This is a genomic window from Nocardia sp. NBC_01009, from assembly GCF_045208035.1.
In the GTDB taxonomy this organism is placed as follows: domain Bacteria; phylum Actinomycetota; class Actinomycetes; order Mycobacteriales; family Mycobacteriaceae; genus Nocardia.
Window position 1 is genome coordinate 2,273,698 of the sequence record NZ_CP108695.1, and the last position, 17,865, is coordinate 2,291,562.

Here is a 17,865-nt window from a genome sequence, read left to right on the forward strand (position 1 = left end):
CTCTCAGAAGAGTCCCGCGAGCGCGGAGTCCGTGCCCTGAAGCTCCGAGTTGCCCTTGTCGATCAGCGTACCGGCGCCGGACAGCGTGGTGTTCAGCTGAACGACGTGCTGCTGCCAGCTGCGCTGGAACTCGGCGAACGCATCGTTGGTCGCACCCTTCCAGTTCTGGGCGACGAATTCTTCGACCTTCTTGTGGAAGGATTCCAGCTCGTCCCGAATGCCTTCGGCACGCTTGATGATCTGGCGCGCGCCCTCGGCGACACCCTCGAAGTTAGCGGAGATATTCTGCGATGCACCGGCCATTTTCAGGTTCCTTTCGTGCGAGTTTGGGGGATTAGACCGGCGGCAGGTCGAGGCTGGAGACCTGGGCCTGCACCTGCTGGGCGAAGTCGGTGTCCTGGGACTCGAACGACGATCCGGCCTTGATGAGCTTCTCGGAGGTCTCCATCAGCTTGTCGTTCAGCTTGTCGGCCTGGAAGTAGTAGCGCTCCATGAATGCGTTGAACGCATCACGCGCCGCGCCCTGCCAGTTGGCGCCGTTGGTGACGTTGTCCTCGTCGGCCTTCAGCGTCCGGATGGCGATCATCAGGCTGTTGTGCTGCTCCTGGAACTCCTTCGCCTTCTGCGCGATCAACTCTGGACTAGCTTCAAGATGCCCTGCTGCCATGGTGGCTCCTCCTCTTTCTACTGATTGTCAACGTTGCAGGTGCCAGCTGACCTGTTCATATGTTTGGACGCGTCCTAGGCCTGATCGGTTCCATCCAGTTTCGGACAAAAGATCTTTGGATTGCGTCTCGTCGCGTGCGCGTTGTCGACCGGCTGCATCGTGGACGGAAGGCCTGGATGAGATCCCCCCGGACGTCTCGTACCGCGGTGCCGCCGCGTCGGTCGCTGCCAGCGCTCCCCTCCTTCCCCCTGTGCTCGCTACCACCTGAACTGGCGAGTGGGCTGGCTGCGCATCACCCTACCCAATGGCGTGCCGTGGCGCTAGCAGTGTCCAGAACCCAACGCGGCGTGCACGAACCAATGGCGTGCTGTTACTTCACGACTTTCGCGATGGTGGGGACCATCTTGTCGAGCAGCACACCCTGGGATTGCGCGGTCCACACTTGAAAGGCCTGCACTGTCGACGGGTCGTCCACCACCACGATCTTGCCTTTGGTCTGCAGGATCGAGCTCGGCAGGCCGCGCAGGCCACTGTTCATCGCATCGCTGTCGGACCGCAACACGATGACGACGTCGGATTCGCTATCCGGCGTAAAGCCGTTGACCGACAACGCGCGTGGCGATTTCTCATCGCCTACCGCCTTGTACTTCGGGCTGTACAGGAAGCCGATGCTCTGCAGGAATTTGGCTTGTTCGCTCGGATTGATCACCGCCGACAGCGTGGAGTTGCCGAAATTGAAAGCGACAACGGATTTCCCGGAGAATTGCGGGTTTTCGCTGCGGGCATTGGCCAGTTTGTCACCGCCGCCGGAATCCGACCCGCGGCTCGTGAAGAAGAAAGTGCCTGCCGCGACGGCGGCGATGATCACCGCCAGTATCGCCGGCACCAGGAATCGGCGAGAGCGGGAGCGCCCGTTGCCGTTTCGCGTGGTCGCGACGAGGCGCTGGTCGGTGTCCTCGCGCTGCGGCGAGGGGTACCCGCCTACGGGTACACGTGGGTCGGTGAACGGTCCCGTGATGGGGATGTGAGGACCGGTGAGCGGTGTCCGAGGGTCGGTCGAGTAGCCGGCCTCCGGTGCGCGAAACTGGTTGCCGTACAACGCGGCCTCGGCCGCCTGGACGAATTCGCGGCAGGTCGCGTAGCGATGCGCGGGGTCCTTGGCCATCACGGTCTCGATCACGCCGTCGAGTGCGGAGGGCAGACCGGGGCGAACCGCGCTCAACTTCGGCGGCGGCTCATGCATATGGCCCATCATGACCACGGCGGGCATGGTCGACGGGTAGGGGTTCTGCCCGGTCAGCAGCTTGAAGAAAGAGCAGCCGAGACTGTAGATGTCGGCACGGTGGTTCAGGGTGGTGCCCACCAGTTGCTCGGGTGGCGCGTAGGCGACAGTGGCCATGAAATTGCCTGTCGCCGTGAGGTCTTGGCCGTCGTCGGCGGACTTCGCGACACCGAAATCGGTCAGCAGCACCCGTTCCTCGTCGCCCTCCTCCGCGGCGGAGAGCAAGAAATTGGCGGGCTTCACATCGCGGTGCAGCAACCCGCGCCGATGCGCGTAGTCGAGGCCCTTGCCCACCTCGGACACGATCCGCAGGGCCCGCTGCGGTGTCATCACCGACGGCCCCTTCTTGGCCTCCTCCGAGGCATCGGTGCCCTCGACGTACTGCATGGCGATCCACAGTTGTCCGGCCTCTTCGCCGCGGTTGTACACCGCGACGATGTTCGGGTGGTCGAGCCCGGCGGCGAGGTTCGCCTCGCGCTCGAATCTGGCCCGGAACTCGTCGTCGGTGGACAGATCGGCGCTGAGCACCTTCAAGGCGTCGCGACGGGGCAGGATCGGGTTCTGCGCCAGATACACGGTGCCCATTCCGCCCGCGCCGAGGACTTGAAGCACCCGGTAGCCGCCAACGATTGCACCGGGCCGCAACGCCATTCGGTCCTCCCTCAACGATGTCGAACGCCCGGACATGCGAGCCTTCCGGAGAAATCTAGCAAGTCACCGCAACATGGGCTCGCGCCCGCGGTCCCCCGGCCACTCGATCCGGCCTCAGTTACTTGTGATCAGGGCGTACTGCGCGGAGATCTTCTGATGGAGGTCCTGCAATTGCTTGGAGGCGGCCTGCACGGTGTATCGGTCGACCTGAAAGGAACAGATGTTCATGCCGACAACCTGCTTATCGCCGGACCCGACCAAATCCGCATAGCATTCGATCTGCTGCTCGAGCCCGGGCGGTGCCTCGATCATCTTTTGATTCGGTTCCAGGGTGGTGGAGGGCTGCCACTGTTTCCACAGGGCGCGAGCACCTTTGTCGGATCGGCTGCGAAACACCACGGCGTCACCGAACGAGACGAGGTCGACCTCGCCGTCCGCCAGTCTGGTCAGCGACGTCGGAGCCGCCTGCAACAGCGATAGGGCGCCACGGCCGGTGTAGAGGCCGTCCGGTTCGGGACGCAGTGGTGCTTCCGGGTTGCTCGGCAGCGTGTGTCCGAGCAGGCCCGAGGGATCGAGGGCGATGTGCTGCAGCTCGCCGGCAGGCGTCGGCTGGAACTTATCGATGAGCGGAAGCTGCACGTCGAGCATCCGCTCGACCTGATTCGTCAGGGCGGGCAAGTCGGGCGCGGAGGTGTCGTCGACGACCTTGATGAAGATGACGTACCGGTCGTGCACGGTCCACGAACCGATCGAGGAGACGTCGGGCCGCCAATGGGCCGTCGTGTTCGCATGTTTGGTGATCGGGACCGGCTGGTTGTCGCGGCTATAGGTGAAGTCGTCGTGTTCGAGCGCGGGGCCGACCTCCGACGCGGTCTTCGCGTCCGGGAACATCAGGACCGCGACGTTCAGGGTGCGTCGTTTGGCCTCGGGTTCGCCGCCGGTCTGCCAGGCGTTGACCCAGCCTGCCACCAGATCCGCTGCGACAGTATCGAAGGTGTCGTTGATGACGAGGTTGGCGATCGTTTTTCGATTGAGCACGGTATGCGGACGGATGTGCCACGCGTCCTCGACGTAAGACGGATCGGCCTCGAATGGCAGGGCCACGAAGTCGGCCAGCCGTTGCGCCTCTCGGGCGCGAGCTTGGCGCTCGCTCTTGGCATTACCGATCACGCGCGGTGTGGTCTGATAGTTGCCGACATCCCACTGGGACAGGTCGGGCTGGGGCCGGGTGGGGGTTCCGGACACCGCTGAGCCACAGGCGCTCGCACCCACCGCGAGTGCCCCGGCGAGCAGCAGTGCCATCGCGGCTCGAGCCGGTGTCGATCTCCGGGCGGGCCACATACCCGCCTCCGTCATTCGGGTAGTCCGCACTGCCTATCGCCCCTGAGTCAACAGCTTGTATTGCGCGGCAGCTTGTTGATGGAGCTGCTGCACATTCTTGTTTTCGATACGCGCGACATAGCGGTCGTACGCCACGTAGCACACCGGCGGATAACGGTAGTTATTGCCTTTCGGATCTTTGAGATCGAAGCATTTGACCCCCGGCATATGAGGTGGACTATCGATCGTCTTGTAGCCCTTGGCTTCTTGATCGATGAATGCGGCGATCAAGCGCTCCGCGGCGTCCCTGTCCTTGGTCCGGTACACACGATCATCGGAGTAGGAAACCAGATCGACGCCCGCGTCCTCGAAGGCGGCTTTGGTCAGGTCGGGATAGAACTCGGTGTGCAGCGCCGCCTGTTTCGCGAGGACCATGGACAGATCACCGCCGTCCTTCTCCGTCGGCGAACGTTCCAGTTGCAACGTACGACTCAGCATGCCGTCGACATCGATCGGCAGTGACTCGAGCTGGTCGACCGGTGTCGGGGTGTAGGCCTTCAGTCCTTCGAGCTGCTTGTCGAAGGCGCGCTGCGCAAGCTCGGCCAACGGTGCGGTGTTCACAGGTTCGGTGAGCGGGTCCTCGACGCGGACCAGCAGCAGCATGGCGTCCTTGGTGAGCTGGGCGTCGAGATAGCGTTTGCCCACCGACCATTTCGCCTTGGCCGCCGGAATTCCGGGAATCGACACGGGCTCGCCGGGCACTGTCTCCTGCTGCCGGTCGGCAATGCGGGTGGCGGCTGTCTCGGCGTGCGCGGCGTCGGTGAAGCGCAGTGTGAACATTTGCAGTGCCGAACCCTGGAAGGATTCGCGACGTTGCGCGCGGGTGAACCAACCCGCGACCAGGCCCTGCGTCAGATCGCTGAACTCCTTCTTGTCGATGGAGGGCAACTCCCTGGGATCCGCGGGCGTGATGCGTCGCTCCCAATAAATCGTCGGCTTGAAGACCATCCTTCTGTCGATTTCCATCGGAAGCGGAACCGCGTCACCGATCCTGGCCGCCTCCAGGCGCGGACCCGACAGCTCTGTTCGGGACGCTTCGATATCGCGCGGCACCGTCGGATAATTGCCGACATCGAGCGTGGCCACATCGTAGGAGGGGGAGTCGGTGCTACCACCGGAGTCGCCGCAACCGGTCAACGCGCCGAGCGTCGCGGCGATGGTCAGGCACAGGATTCGAGTTCGCAACATGTCATGCCCCCTTCGCCAGCACCGCGTATTGCGCGGCGGCTCGCTGATACAGCGCGGTGTCGACTCGCGAGGACAGCGGAGCTTTCGAGACAACAACGCCGACGTACCGTCCGTAGACGACGGCGCAGAGCTGGTCGAAATATCTGAGAGTGTCGGTGTTGTCGAGTGTTATGCACCGTGCATCGGGTAGCCCGGGCGGCGGATTCAACACCTCGTCGTTCTTGCCGGTCTTGACCAGCGCCGACTGCAGATGGAATGCGGCGGCGAGATCGCGTGCGCGGTAAACGATCCCGCCGCGACGGCCTACCAGATCGACCCCGCTCTCCTCGAATGCCTTGCTGATTTCGCCTGGGTTTCGCTCGAAATGCAGCTCCCCGGAGGGCTGGAAGGCGGCGAAGTCGTCGTCGGACAAGAACGGGTCGCTGTAGTCCGGAGCTTTGGGCAACGCCAACCGCATTATGCCGTCCGGATCGAACGGTAGATCGAGGATATCGTCCAGCGGAGTCGGCTGCTGTTTGTCCAGCAGCTCGATCTGCTTGCTTATGGTCTTTCCGATGATATCGGCGATCGCATCCTGATTCGGTCGCGGGATACCGGTATTCACAAGAACGACGTATGGCCCGTGCGAGATGAACGCGAGCGCCGCGATGTCATCGGCGGATGACGCTCTCGCATCCGGGCGGCCTGCGATCGGAATGAGGTGGCGTCCCGGGTCGGCGTTGGCGATCTGATGGAACTGATCGGCGGCCTTCGCGGCCGCGGCGTCGGTCGGGAATCGCATGATCGAGACGATCAGCTTTTTCCGATGGCGCAGATCGGAGTTGATCGCCGACATGTACACGCCCGCGAGCAGGTTGTTGTCCTCGGCGGCCGGTCGGAACTTCTCCGGAACGTAATTCGGGCCGATCATCGACCCGGCGTCGGACATGAACTTCAGATTGCCGACATCGGTGATGTCGCTATCGATCTCGAACGGATGCACCAGGTAATTGAGCATCCGGCGCGCCTCGATCAGCCGGATGTCCGGGTAACCAACGATGTCGGGCTCGTAGGCCATCGGCTCCGGTGTGTAGGCCCCCACCTTCAACGACGCCACATCCACCGGTGTCAGACCCGGCTGCGGGTTTCCCGAAACACCGCTCGAACAACTCACGGTTGCCACGGCCGCCGCCGTGATCAGTGCGGCCAGCCCGCCTCTGAACCTCATTCTTCCCCCGTCCCGGCAGATCCTCGCCATCGTCCGTCCGTACGGGACGTCGGCAAGCCTCACACCCACCCCGCGTTCCCGCAGTTCTCGCGGGATACTACTTCACTCGCGCGGGTCGCACAGGGATCAGCTTCTCGCCGTAGGAGTCTGTGCGGCGGTGTCAGAGACTATTCGCGAGCAGCGCGTATTGCGCCGCGACCTTCTGTCGGACATCGGGCTCTTTGTCGCTGGTCACCACGCCGACGTACTGCCTGTACGCCACATAGCACCGGTATTTGTATTCGCGGTCCGGATCGCCTTTGCTATTGAGCTCCAGGCACTTTGCGCCGGGAACATCGTTGGGTGCGCCGATCGGGTCGAACTGACTGCCTGCGCTGCCGATGAGGCCGCTGATGAGTTTCTCGGCAGCGGCGGAATCGCGCACCCGCGTCACGGAGCTGGCATCGACGATGGCGACGCGGTCGACACCGGTCTCCTCCATCAGGCGTTTGCGGACGCCTTCGTCATCGGAGGAGCTGATCATGAAATTCGCTCCGTAGATGGTGAAGCTGGTGCCGTCGGGGGTATGTCCCTTGCGGTCGGCGACCGCGACCCTGGCCAGTAGGCCGTCGGGGTCGACCTTCAGGGTGCCGAGCTTGTTCTGTGGGGTGGCTTGGAATTTGTCCAGCGCGGGGACCTGGGCGGCGAGGGTCTTGTCGACCCAGCTCAACAGGTCGGGGCCGTCGGCCTTCGGGCGCTGGACGAAAAGCGAAATGACGAATTCCTTGTAGGCCATGAAGGTGCCGATGGTGGGAACGCCAGGGCGCCAATGGTTATAGGAGTCGGGGAATTTCGTCGACTGGAGTTTGCGGTTGTCGGGGGAGACCGCGAGATCGGTGTCCTCCAGCTCCCTGGCGGCGAGCTTCGCGCTGGCCTCGTCGGGGAAGCGGAGCACGACATTGGTGACGGCGGTGGCCTCCGGTGACGGCCGCTTCTCACCGGGCGGATCCGGCCGGTCCGCGCCGATGGCGGCGTAGCCGACGATCATCTTGCGGTTCTCCAGGATCGGTTTGGACACGTTGGCCAGGAAGTCGATGGCATCCTCGGCGGTGGCGAGCAGCGTGCTGCCGCGCCCGTAGTTGAGCACCGGGTCGATCCGCACGGTCGGGACTACGAACTCCGACATCCGCATGCCCTCGAGCAGCGCCCCGTTGCTGCCCGCGTCCTGTGGGTACTTGTGACGGTCGACCTGATAACTGCCGACTTCCAGCTTGCGGACGTCCAGTTCCCCGGCGGTCGGCGTCCCCGGCACGCTGCATCCGGTCACGACACCCGCCAGCCCGATACAGGCCGCGGCCAGCGCAATGCGCGAAATCCGAACCATGACAGGCCCCTCATTCCTCCCGTTTGTACATGTGAAGTTACCGGAGTCACGCGCAGAAGGTTCAATAGATCGTGTCGCTCGTATTGCCATACTCTGGTGTCGTGAGGACGAACCCGCACTCCACAGCCGTCGGGGGCCGATACCGTTGAAGGATCGGCAGGTTGAGGTCGTCGCCGGAGGTCATGCGGTCGCCAGGGTCGGGGGCGCGGTGGTGGTCGTCGCCCATCGCGGGCCGGGCAAGCCGACTCCGCAATCACCTGCTGTGCTGGCCCTGGAATCGATCGCCGAGCTCATCCGTACGGCCGCCGAGCAGCAGCCCGCCGGGCCGGGCGCGCTGGTGGCACGGCAGGCCACCCGCTGGTTGATGAAGCACGCCGAACAGATCAGCCCGGGGGAGCCGATCGATTTCGGTGTGCTTTCCGCGGCCGAGACCGGCGGGGTGGCGATTTTCCTGCACGGTTCGGTTACTGCGGTGCTCGCCGGAGACGGCACGGTCGAGCGATATCGAGGCAGCGACGCGGCCTTCACCGTCGATCGGGTCGCGAGCGTCCCGGCACGGGCGGTCGCATTGTTCGTCGACGATGCCAAGGGTCGCGTCCCCGAGCTGCCCGCCGAGCGGGGGATCGGCTGGCTGGTGGAGGGCATCGCACAGGCAGGCGGCGCCATCGTCTGGTCGGATCCGGTGCGCGGTAGGTCCGGCGGGGTCGGACCTACCGCCGACCATCGGCGCATCGCGCCGCCGACCGCGCACATCGATGCGGCGCCCGCGCCTGCCTCCGAATCGGATGCGGACCCGTATCCGACCGGCACACAGGCGTCGACGGCGATGCTCGATGCCGCCCAAGATCAGCACGGCATCGACCCGCACCACGCGCCGACTCAGGCAGGTGGCACCAACCCGGCGCCGCTACCGGATCCGGATCTGCAGCGCAGGCTGGAGGCCACCGCCAAAGCCACCGTCCTCACCGTGAAAGTGCTCGGATTCAAGTGTGCGCGTGCCCATCCCAGCGATCCGCGCTCGGCGTTCTGCACCGTGTGCGGGATGCCGGTCGACCAGACCCAGCAATTGATCGAGGTGGTCCGTCCGCCGCTCGGCATGCTGATCCTCGACGACGGCATGACCTACATGCTGGCCGCAGACGCCGTGCTCGGGCGTGACCCCGAGCATTCCGAACAGGCACAGCGCGGCCTGATTCCGCTCGAGGTCAAGGACTCCTCCGGCGGCATGTCCCGCGCGCACGCCGAGATCATGTTGGTGAATTGGGATGTGTCCGTGGTGGATCGGGGATCCACCAATGGCACCCGCACCCGCCTGCCCGGCTACCGCGATTGGGTGCGGCTGCCACCGAATCAGCCGCTGGTGCTGGTGCCGGGCACCGAGATCCTGATCGGCAACCGCGTCCTGCGATTCGAACCCGCCGCCCCGCCGCCCTTCGGCTAGCCCACTGCGCGTACGAGTACTGCCACACCCCGACCGGCGGCCAGGACGGTCAGCGGCTCGGTTCTGCGGTCACGAATATCGCGACATACAGGTCTTTTCGCCGTTGATGACGCCCGCGCGAAACGCGTCGACACGAGAGAACCCACTCCGCACGGTCTGGCCCTGGACGTCGCTTGCTGCCAGTCCGTCTGTCAGCAATCCTGATACTGCTTCGTCGAGATCGCCTGCAGCGAGGGTGATATCGCCCTGTGAGATCGGACGCCCCGCTTGGGCGAGTTTCCCGGTGACCACCCCGGACAGGCAGGCCGCACGCAATCCGGTCTTGGCGCCGACCAGCTGCTGGCCGTTGCTCTGCTGCACGGCAAGGGTGTATCGAGAGATGAAGACGACATAGCCGTTGTAGTCGCCGGTCACCTTCAATGGCAACGGATTGTCGATGTCGGCGTTGGAGGTGCCGCGCTGCGCGAGTTCCGGGATATCGGTCGCGATGGTGTTCGCGGCGGGACAGTAGGAGACGGGTTCGGTGGTGACGCCGTCGCGGCAGTCGATCTTCGCGCCGGAGTAGTTGTAGGTCGGCGTCTGCCCGATCGGCAGGATCGCGGCGAGCGCCTTGCTCAGCTCGATCAGGTTTTCCTTGGTGATCGGGTATTCGCCGCGGCCCTGGTCGCCGGTGAAACTCTGTGGCAGATTGCCGCGCCGCCGCGCGATCTCGTTGATATCAATAGCCTTGCAGGCCTTGGGTCCGTCGGTGAAACCGACCTGCACCGCGGTGACCCGTTCGAAGGCCGAGCCGTGCACGCTCTCCGGATCGTCGGGGTCGGCATCGCGGATCGCGACCGTTGCGGCGAGCACCGAGTTGAGGCCATCGGAGGTGTTGATGGTGAAATGCGCGGCGCCGCCCTCGGCCACATGCCGCATGAACGCGCCCGCGAAGCAGTCGGCCTGCTGTTCCTTGACGATCACCGGGTCCTTGGGCGCGACGATCTTCGCCATGCTCTGGATGGCGTGCCCGTATTCGTGGGCGAGCACCATGACCACCGACATTTTGCCGAAAGTGTCCTCCATGGTCGGCAGCAACACCGAACGGTCCCAGCCGATCGAGTTGTCCAGTCGGCAGTACGCGGCGTTCACGAGGTGAAAGGTGGTTTCCTTACAGAACTCGGGAGCCTGACTCTTCTGCGCTTTCGCGCTCCAGGAGATGAGCTTGTCGACCGGCTTGAACTCGCCCTGGAATTCTTTGCCGAATTCGCCGCGCCAATAGGTTTGGATATCGTCGACGGCGTTGAGGGCGAGGGTGTCGGTCGTGCTGCCGTCACCGTTGGTTGCCGTGAGGCCGGTATCGGGGACGCCGGCGCGCGGTCCGCTCGGTCCGCTGGTGGTCGGCAGCCCCGCCACTTTGAATGGATCGTCGTAGACCGAGACCGCCCTGCCCTGCACCGAACGGGTGCAGCCGGCCAACAGCGTCACCGCGCACAGGACGGCCGTAAAGAGCGCGGTCGCTTGGAGTTTCGGCAAGGCTCCCCCTGGTCGGCCGGAAAGACGTTCACATCGGTCGCCGGATCGGGGTAATGGCGCATCGGGGGCACCGCCGATGTCCGGGTGATGGAATAGTATCCGCTGCATGTCTTCACCGGGGGCGCAGACCATCACCGTGCGCCATGATGGAACCGAACGGGTTTTCGATTCGAGCAATCCGATCACGATGGGCCGCGCGCCGGAAGTGACGCTGTTCGTCGACAGCCCGCTCGTCTCACGAGTGCACGCGACGCTGACCTGGCAGGGGAGTGCCTGGGTGCTGACCGACAACGGCAGCACGAACGGCGTTTTCGTGGATGCGCGCAGGCTCGGCCAGCCCGTTTCGATCGATCGGCCGACTCAGGTTCGGCTCGGTGATGCCATCAGCGGCCCACTGTTGCATCTGCTTCCCGCTGTCCCCTCGCCCCGACAGGCGCGTACCCACTTGGCGCCGCCGCCGGGCCACCACCACCAGCAGCAGCAGCGGCAACCGCCGCAGTCGGGGCAGCTGCCGCCGTCCCCGCAGTTGCCGCAGTCGGGGCAGTTGCCACAGAACGTGCCGTCGCAGCAGCTCAATATCAATATGACGACCAGGGCCGACACCTCCTCACTGCCGCCGATGCGGGCCAGACCGTCCACCTCGCAGATCGCCCGCGGCGACCGCCTGCCGCCCGGCGGCCTCGACATCGGCCGCACCACCGACAACCAGATCGTCGTCAACGACCCACTGGCCTCGCGCAAGCATGCCCGCCTCGTCGCCGCCAAGGAGGGGCTGACGATCGAGGACCTCGGTTCGGCGAACGGCACCTTCGTCAACGGCCGCCGCGAGCAGCGCACGGTGCTGCGCGAGCGCGACATCATCACCATCGGCAATATCGACTTCGTCGTCCAGCAGGGCACTTTGGTGCATCGGCAGAAGCCGGTCGCCGAGCAGGGCCTGCACGTGCACGGCGTCGGGTTCACCGTCGAGGGCAACAAGCAGCTGCTCGTCGATGTCAATATGCAGGCCGGGCGCGGCACGCTGACCGCGCTGATCGGACCCTCCGGTGCGGGCAAGTCGACGCTGTCCAAGCTGATCGCGGGCACCACCAACCCCTCCGGCGGTGTGGTCACCTTCGAAGGGCGCAACCTGCACGCCGAGTACGAGGCATTGCGTTCCCGCATCGGCATGGTGCCGCAGGACGACGTGCTGCATCGGCAGCTCACTGTGCGTCAGGCGCTCGGTTATGCCGCGGAACTGCGCTTGCCGCCCGACAACAGCAAGGCCGATCGCCAGCAGGTGATCGACGGTGTGCTGAAAGAACTTTCGCTCACCGAGCACGCCGACACCAGGGTCGACCGGCTCTCCGGCGGTCAGCGCAAGCGTGCCTCGGTGGCGCTGGAACTGCTGACCGGTCCGTCGCTGCTGATCCTGGACGAACCGACCTCGGGTCTCGACCCGGCCCTCGATCGCCAGGTGATGGTGATGCTGCGTGAGCTGGCCGACGCCGGTCGCGTTGTCATCGTGGTGACCCACTCGGTGGCCTGCCTCGACATGTGCGATCAGGTGCTGTTGCTCGCACCCGGCGGCAAGACGGCCTTCTGTGGCCACCCGGCCGGAGTCGGTGGCGCGCTCGGCACCAGCGACTGGGCGGAGATCTTCGCCAAGGTCGCCGCGAACCCGGACCAGGCGTTCGCCGCCTACCGCTCCAGACAGGCCGCTGTGCCGCCGCCACCGCCGCCCGCGCAGACCGGGCATGCGGGTAGCCCACCCCAATCCAGTGGTGGCAAACAGTTCTCCACCTTGGCGCGACGGCAGGTGCGCCTGATCTTCGCCGACCGCGGATATCTGGCGTTCCTGGTGATCCTGCCGTTCATTCTCGGTGTGCTGTCGCTGGTAGTGCCCGGCCAGAACGGCTTCCAGCGCGGCGCGCTCGCGGCGCTGCCGGACGGCACCTTCGCCCCGACCGGAGGTAGCGAGACCCAGCAGCTGTTGGTGGTGCTCATCCTCGGTGCCTGCTTCATGGGTTCCACGCTCACCGTGCGCGACCTGGTCGGTGAGCGCACCATCTTCTTCCGGGAGCGTGCGGTCGGACTGAAGCCCTCCGCGTACCTGATGGCGAAGATCGCCGTTTTCAGCGTCACGGCGTTCCTGCAGTCGGCGGTGCTCGTCGGCATCACCCTCGCGGGTAAAAAGGCGCCCGCCGAGGGTTCGGTGATCGCCAACGGCAGCGTCGAGCTGTACATCGATATCTCGTTGACCGCGGTCTGCTGTGTGGTCTTCGGCCTGCTGCTCTCCAGCCTGGCCAGGTCGAACGAGCAGGTGATGCCGATGCTCGTGGTGATGATCATGGCCCAGCTCGTGATGGCGGGCGGCCTGATCCCGGTCACCGGCCGCGTGGTGCTGGAGCAGCTGTCGTGGCTTTTCCCGGCCCGCTGGGGATATGCCGCAGGGGCGTCGACGGTGAATGTTCGCGAGGTCTTCCTCAACGCGCAACCGGACACGCTCTGGCAGCACAAGTCCGACATCTGGGGACTGGACGTCGCGCTGCTCGTGGCGATCACGGTGATCTTGGCGATCTTCACCTGGCGCAGGCTGCGGCTGAAGAAGTCGGCGGCGTGAATCCCGCCGGTACCCGTGCCGGCGCCGACGCGCCGCGCATGTCGGACGCGCACCAGGCACACTTATGCCTGTGACGGTGCGAGTAGGGGCGGTACATCTCGGTTGGGATGTGGTGTCCGTGGCTGCGGGCGGCGGTGGCACGCCGATCCGCCCGGTGCAGGTGGAAGGTACGTATACGCCGCCCGCGTATCTGCTGGCGGATGCGTCGGGGCGGTTGCACACCGCCGGGGTGGAGCGGCAGCGACCGGATCTGGGGATGGCCATCGCCGACGTGCGCGACATCCTCGGGCATCCGCAGATCGTGATCGCGGGCGCGACCTGGCCCGCGGAACTGGTGATGCGGGCTCGCATGTACAACCCGCTCGCGGCCGTCGGCAAATACCTGCGCGGTAAGCCCGACGTGGTGGCCCTGCCCTTCCCGGACGGCTGGCCCGACGAGAAGGTCGAGGTGTTCGCCGAACTGGTCGAACAGCTCGATGTCACCGTCGAGCCGCTGCCGGAGAGTGTCGCGCTGTCGGGGTACGTGCGTGCGCTGGGGCTGGTCCGCGCGCCCGACGAGCGCAACTCGCGCGGTATCGGCGCCACCGGCGTGTACTCCGACGGCAGGACCATGCTGGTTGTCGCGGTGCACGGCGACGACGAGCAGCCGACCGAATCGGTCGACGTCATGGTCAACGCGGAATCGATGCGTGACGCCCGCTCTGCGGACAACGTGGTGATCGAGGTGATGGCGGCGGCCCGCTCCATCGGCGCGGACACCTCGACGGTGCTGCTGTCGGGCAATGTGTGCTTCAACGACGCGCTGCGGCTAGCCTTCCAGAATCATCTCGGGCACCGGTTGCAGGTGGCCGATCATCCGATGCACGCGCTGGTGCTCGGCGCCGCGCACCTGCTGGCAACCGACAACGAAAACGGGGAGCCGGAATCAGCGGGCAGGCACGCGGAACCGGGGCCGCAACGGCTGGCCGGGCCGCAGCTGTCGGCGCCGCCTCCGGTGCAATCCGCGCAATATCAGGCCGAAGCGGCTCAGCAGCATCAACGTCAGGCGGAGCCACCGCAGCGTCAGCCCGAATCGGCGCAGCGCCAGGGCGAGGCGATGCAGGGCCGTCCAGACCAGTCGCAGCCCCGACGGGACGCGGTTGTGCAGTACGGAGCCGGATACCCGACCGCCGGGTCGCCGGACCCGAGCGAAGACGCGACCACCCGGGTCCCGCGCGAGGATGTTCCCCGCGGCCTGCCGCCGGGTTTGGCCGAGCTCGGCAGTCGTTTCACCAGGCCGCCCGGCCAGCAGCCCGACGAACAGCGCCCGCAGGGCGCGCCGCCCTCACCCGCGCCGCCGCCCAGTGCGGGATCCGGTGCCCAGGTGCCGCCGCTGGGTCCGCGTCACCCCTACAGGCCGCCGCAGACCGGCCCGGAGCAGGTCCAGCACGGGCAGTGGCAGCCGCCGCCGCCCGAATCGGACGACGACGGCAAAGCGCGCAAGGGCAAGCGGTGGAACAAGCTCAAAGACAACCTGTTCGGCGCGAACGTGGTGCTGGGTGCGGTGGCGCTGGCCGTCGTGGCGATGCCGTCCGACGGTGAGCAGGCCGGTCCGGTGCAGCTCGCATCGGCTTCCTGCACGCTGACCCCGCAGATCACCAACGAGCACCGGCCGGGCGTCGCCTCGGCGCGCGGACACCAGGTCGGTGCGCTGGAGCGCGGCGGCGCGGAGGGCGACGCCGACGAGCCGGACTGTGCACAACCTGGCATCGACACCCTGCGCTTCGTGGTGCCCGGCCCGCCGGGAGCCACCGACCCCGGCCCGCCCATCACGATCTGACCGGTTTCGGTTTGCGCTATCGCGGCTGGTATCGTGGCCCGTTGGCGTGTGGAATGTTCGTCGAGGTCCGGGTCTCCACCGGCCGCCGGAATCGCCTCGACCGCACGCTTGGCCGGCAACACCGACTACAGACAGGGAAGCACTGTGCCTACGTACAGCCCCAAGGCTGGTGACGTGACCCGCAAGTGGTACGTCATCGATGCCACTGACGTAGTGCTCGGCCGTCTTTCGGTCCAGGCAGCGAATCTGCTGCGTGGCAAGACCAAGCCGACCTACGCTCCGAACTTCGACGGTGGCGACTTCGTCATCATCATCAACGCCGAGAAGGTTGCCATCAGCGGCAACAAGAAGGCGGACAAGCTGATCCACCACCACTCCGGGCACCCGGGCGGCCTCAAGTCGCGCACTGTCGGTCAGGTGTTGGACACCCGCCCCGACCGTCTCGTGGAGAAGGCCATCAAGGGCATGATCCCGAAGAACAAGCTCGGTAGCGCCATCGCGAGCAAGCTGAAGGTCTACGCAGGCCCGACGCACCCGCATGCCGCTCAGCAGCCCATTCCGTTCGAGATCAAGCAGGTGGCCCAGTGACCGCGCCCGAGGAATACACCGAAGAATTCGCCGAGGAGACCGTTGCCGAAGACGGCAACGTCGAGGTCGTCGACGAGGAATACGGCTACGAGGCCGAGCCCGCCACCTTCGCCCCGATCGTGATCGACCGTCCGGTGCAGACCGTCGGCCGTCGCAAGGAGGCCGTGGTTCGCGTGCGTCTGGTGCCGGGTTCCGGCAACTTCGTGCTCAACGGCCGCACCATCGAGGATTACTTCCCGAACAAGGTGCACCAGCAGCTGGTCAAGTCGCCGCTGGTGACCGTCGAGCGGGCGGAGTCCTTCGACATCTACGCTCGCCTCGTCGGCGGTGGCCCCTCGGGTCAGGCCGGTGCACTGCGTCTGGCGATCGCCCGCGCGCTGATCGAGGTCACCCCGGACGACCGTCCCGCCCTCAAGCGGGCCGGCTTCCTCACGCGTGACCCGCGTGCCGTCGAGCGCAAGAAGTACGGTCTGAAGAAGGCCCGTAAGGCGCCTCAGTACTCGAAGCGCTGATTTTGGCTACGTCGGCCGCCGTCTTCCGCCATCCTGGTTATGTCGGAGACGGTACGGTCGACGCGGCACCTGTGCGAGAGCAGGCTTCCAGCACGGCTGGGCGCCTGCTCTCGTGCTGTATCAACAACTTGCGGCGTTTGCGGGGCCCGGCGTGGTGACACAGGCTACCGTCTCCGGGGCCCGTCGCGTACGCCGCGGAGCAACCGATGAGGGGCGAGGTATGGGACGTTTGTTCGGCACCGACGGAGTCCGCGGGCTCGCCAACGAGTCGTTGAGTCCGGAACTGGCACTGCAGATTTCCGGCGCGGCCGCGCAGATCCTGAGTCGCGGCAAGAAGCGTGCGCTCGCAGTGGTCGGCCGTGATCCCCGGGCCAGCGGCGAGATGCTGGAGGCCGCGGTGACCGCAGGCCTGACCGCCGCGGGCGTGAATGTGCTTGCGGTAGGGGTACTTCCGACGCCCGCCGTCGCCTATCTCACCGGCCTGTACGACGCGTGCCTCGGTGTGATGATCTCCGCCTCGCACAATCCCATGCCGGACAACGGAATCAAGATCTTTGCCGCGGGCGGGCACAAGCTCGACGACGCGATCGAGGACCGGATCGAAGCGTTGATCGCCGAGGCGGCGCCGGTGCGCCCGATCGGCGCCGCTATCGGACGGGTGCTCAACGCATCCGGCGCGCGCGATCACGGCCTGGTCATTCCCGATCAGTACAGCGTGGCGGGCACCCACGAACGCTACGTCGAGCATCTGGTCGAGGCGACCGGGCAGGATCTGTCCGGGCTGACCGTCGTGGTGGACTGCGCCCACGGTGCGGCCTCCGAAGTGGGGCCGGCTGCCTACCGCGAGGCGGGGGCGACGGTGATCGCCATCAATGCCGAACCCGACGGCCTGAACATCAATGATGGTTGTGGATCGACGCACCTGGACCAGGTCAGCCGTGCGGTGCGTGAGCACGGCGCGGATCTCGGCATCGCGCACGACGGCGACGCGGACCGCACCCTGGCCGTCGATGCCGCCGGCGCAATCGTGGACGGCGACGCCATCCTGGCGATCCTGGCCCTTGCCATGCACGAGGCGGGTGAGCTGGTCGAGGACACCCTCGTCGCCACCGTCATGAGCAACCTCGGTCTGCACATCGCCATGCGCGAGGCCGGAATCACCCTGCGCACCACCGCAGTAGGGGACCGCTACGTCTTGGAAGAATTGCGCCGCGGCGGGTTCAACCTCGGCGGCGAACAGTCCGGCCACGTGGTCTTCCCCGACTTCGGCACCACCGGCGACGGAATCCTCACCGGCCTGAAACTGATGGCGCGGATGGCACGGACCCGCCGCACTCTCGCCGACCTGGCATCGGTGATCCAGACGGTGCCGCAGGTTCTGATCAACGTCCCGGTCGCCGACAAGTCGGTCGTCGCCAACGCGGCCGAGGTCCGCGAGGCAGTGTTGGAGGCCGAGCGGGTTCTCGGCGATTCCGGGCGAGTCCTGTTGCGCCCCAGCGGAACCGAGTCACTCGTCCGGGTGATGGTCGAGGCCACCGATCCGGTCCGAGCACAGCAGCTTGCCGACGATCTCGCGAAGCGAGTGGCGTCGGTCTGATCTCGGCCTGCGCCGCACTGGGCGGTCGATTCCGCACCATCGGCGCATCGCTT

The 17,865-nt window shown here is 66.0% G+C and carries 14 protein-coding genes; 6 read left to right on the top strand and 8 right to left on the bottom strand.

Going from position 1 to position 17,865, the window contains the following annotated elements; genetic code table 11:
- Positions 1–3: 3 nt before the first annotated feature.
- The 7 genes from OHA42_RS09980 to OHA42_RS10010 form a co-directional block, all read right to left on the bottom strand.
- Positions 4–303: a WXG100 family type VII secretion target gene (locus OHA42_RS09980; RefSeq protein ID WP_406236431.1), complete on the bottom strand. Its 300-nt coding sequence runs from the start codon at positions 301–303 to the stop codon at positions 4–6.
- A 31-nt stretch (positions 304–334) separates the two neighbouring features.
- Positions 335–667 carry a WXG100 family type VII secretion target gene (locus OHA42_RS09985; RefSeq protein ID WP_406236433.1) on the bottom strand — a complete coding sequence of 111 codons (333 nt, stop codon included), beginning with the start codon at positions 665–667 and terminating at the stop codon, positions 335–337.
- Between the two features lie 370 nt (positions 668–1,037).
- Complete coding sequence (locus tag OHA42_RS09990) at positions 1,038–2,600, bottom strand: serine/threonine-protein kinase (protein WP_406236435.1); 1,563 nt, start codon at positions 2,598–2,600, stop codon at positions 1,038–1,040.
- Positions 2,601–2,714: 114 nt separating this feature from the next.
- Complete coding sequence (locus OHA42_RS09995; protein WP_406236436.1) at positions 2,715–3,902, bottom strand: hypothetical protein; 1,188 nt, start codon at positions 3,900–3,902, stop codon at positions 2,715–2,717.
- 72 nt (positions 3,903–3,974) lie between these two features.
- The gene (locus OHA42_RS10000; RefSeq protein ID WP_406236437.1) at positions 3,975–5,168 is read right to left on the bottom strand and encodes a hypothetical protein; all 1,194 of its coding nucleotides are present in this window, start codon (positions 5,166–5,168) and stop codon (positions 3,975–3,977) included.
- Between the two features lies 1 nt (position 5,169).
- On the bottom strand, positions 5,170–6,375 hold the full coding sequence (locus OHA42_RS10005) for a hypothetical protein (RefSeq protein WP_406236439.1): 1,206 nt from the start codon (positions 6,373–6,375) through the stop codon (positions 5,170–5,172).
- 160 nt (positions 6,376–6,535) lie between these two features.
- Positions 6,536–7,738, bottom strand: coding sequence for a hypothetical protein (locus tag OHA42_RS10010; protein WP_406236441.1), 1,203 nt, complete (start codon positions 7,736–7,738; stop codon positions 6,536–6,538).
- A gap of 145 nt (positions 7,739–7,883) precedes the next feature.
- Here OHA42_RS10010 and OHA42_RS10015 point away from each other — a divergent pair, with 145 nt between their 5' ends.
- The gene (locus tag OHA42_RS10015) at positions 7,884–9,179 is read left to right on the top strand and encodes an FHA domain-containing protein (protein ID WP_406236443.1); all 1,296 of its coding nucleotides are present in this window, start codon (positions 7,884–7,886) and stop codon (positions 9,177–9,179) included.
- Between the two features lie 69 nt (positions 9,180–9,248).
- Here OHA42_RS10015 and OHA42_RS10020 read toward each other — a convergent pair whose 3' ends face one another.
- Positions 9,249–10,694 (bottom strand): metallopeptidase, encoded by a 1,446-nt coding sequence (locus OHA42_RS10020; protein ID WP_406236445.1) that lies wholly within the window; start codon positions 10,692–10,694, stop codon positions 9,249–9,251.
- 106 nt (positions 10,695–10,800) lie between these two features.
- Here OHA42_RS10020 and OHA42_RS10025 point away from each other — a divergent pair, with 106 nt between their 5' ends.
- The 5 genes from OHA42_RS10025 to glmM all read left to right on the top strand — a co-directional run bounded on the left by OHA42_RS10025 (position 10,801) and on the right by glmM (position 17,812).
- Positions 10,801–13,296 (top strand): FHA domain-containing protein, encoded by a 2,496-nt coding sequence (locus tag OHA42_RS10025; protein WP_406236447.1) that lies wholly within the window; start codon positions 10,801–10,803, stop codon positions 13,294–13,296.
- Positions 13,297–13,360: 64 nt separating this feature from the next.
- Positions 13,361–15,115 (top strand): hypothetical protein, encoded by a 1,755-nt coding sequence (locus tag OHA42_RS10030; protein WP_406236449.1) that lies wholly within the window; start codon positions 13,361–13,363, stop codon positions 15,113–15,115.
- Positions 15,116–15,259: 144 nt separating this feature from the next.
- Positions 15,260–15,703 carry a 50S ribosomal protein L13 gene (gene rplM / locus OHA42_RS10035; protein ID WP_406236451.1) on the top strand — a complete coding sequence of 148 codons (444 nt, stop codon included), beginning with the start codon at positions 15,260–15,262 and terminating at the stop codon, positions 15,701–15,703.
- On the top strand, positions 15,700–16,215 hold the full coding sequence (gene rpsI, locus OHA42_RS10040) for a 30S ribosomal protein S9 (protein WP_406236453.1): 516 nt from the start codon (positions 15,700–15,702) through the stop codon (positions 16,213–16,215). Before rplM ends, rpsI begins: the two co-directional genes overlap by 4 nt.
- Before the next feature lie 220 nt (positions 16,216–16,435).
- Entirely contained in the window at positions 16,436–17,812 is a 1,377-nt protein-coding gene (gene glmM, locus OHA42_RS10045) for a phosphoglucosamine mutase (protein WP_406236455.1), read from the top strand.
- The last annotated feature ends 53 nt before the right edge of the window (positions 17,813–17,865 follow it).

What these genes read in the sequence shown, in the direction of transcription:
- OHA42_RS09980 (WP_406236431.1), bottom strand. Translation starts at nt 303, where the DNA reads ATGGCCGGTGCATCGCAGAATATCTCCGCTAACTTCGAGGGTGTCGCC.
- OHA42_RS09985 (WP_406236433.1), bottom strand. Translation starts at nt 667, where the DNA reads ATGGCAGCAGGGCATCTTGAAGCTAGTCCAGAGTTGATCGCGCAGAAG.
- OHA42_RS09990 (WP_406236435.1), bottom strand. Translation starts at nt 2,600, where the DNA reads ATGGCGTTGCGGCCCGGTGCAATCGTTGGCGGCTACCGGGTGCTTCAA.
- OHA42_RS09995 (WP_406236436.1), bottom strand. Translation starts at nt 3,902, where the DNA reads ATGGCACTGCTGCTCGCCGGGGCACTCGCGGTGGGTGCGAGCGCCTGT.
- OHA42_RS10000 (WP_406236437.1), bottom strand. Translation starts at nt 5,168, where the DNA reads ATGTTGCGAACTCGAATCCTGTGCCTGACCATCGCCGCGACGCTCGGC.
- OHA42_RS10005 (WP_406236439.1), bottom strand. Translation starts at nt 6,375, where the DNA reads ATGAGGTTCAGAGGCGGGCTGGCCGCACTGATCACGGCGGCGGCCGTG.
- OHA42_RS10010 (WP_406236441.1), bottom strand. Translation starts at nt 7,738, where the DNA reads ATGGTTCGGATTTCGCGCATTGCGCTGGCCGCGGCCTGTATCGGGCTG.
- OHA42_RS10025 (WP_406236447.1), top strand. Translation starts at nt 10,801, where the DNA reads ATGTCTTCACCGGGGGCGCAGACCATCACCGTGCGCCATGATGGAACC.
- OHA42_RS10030 (WP_406236449.1), top strand. Translation starts at nt 13,361, where the DNA reads ATGCCTGTGACGGTGCGAGTAGGGGCGGTACATCTCGGTTGGGATGTG.
- glmM (WP_406236455.1), top strand. Translation starts at nt 16,436, where the DNA reads ATGGGACGTTTGTTCGGCACCGACGGAGTCCGCGGGCTCGCCAACGAG.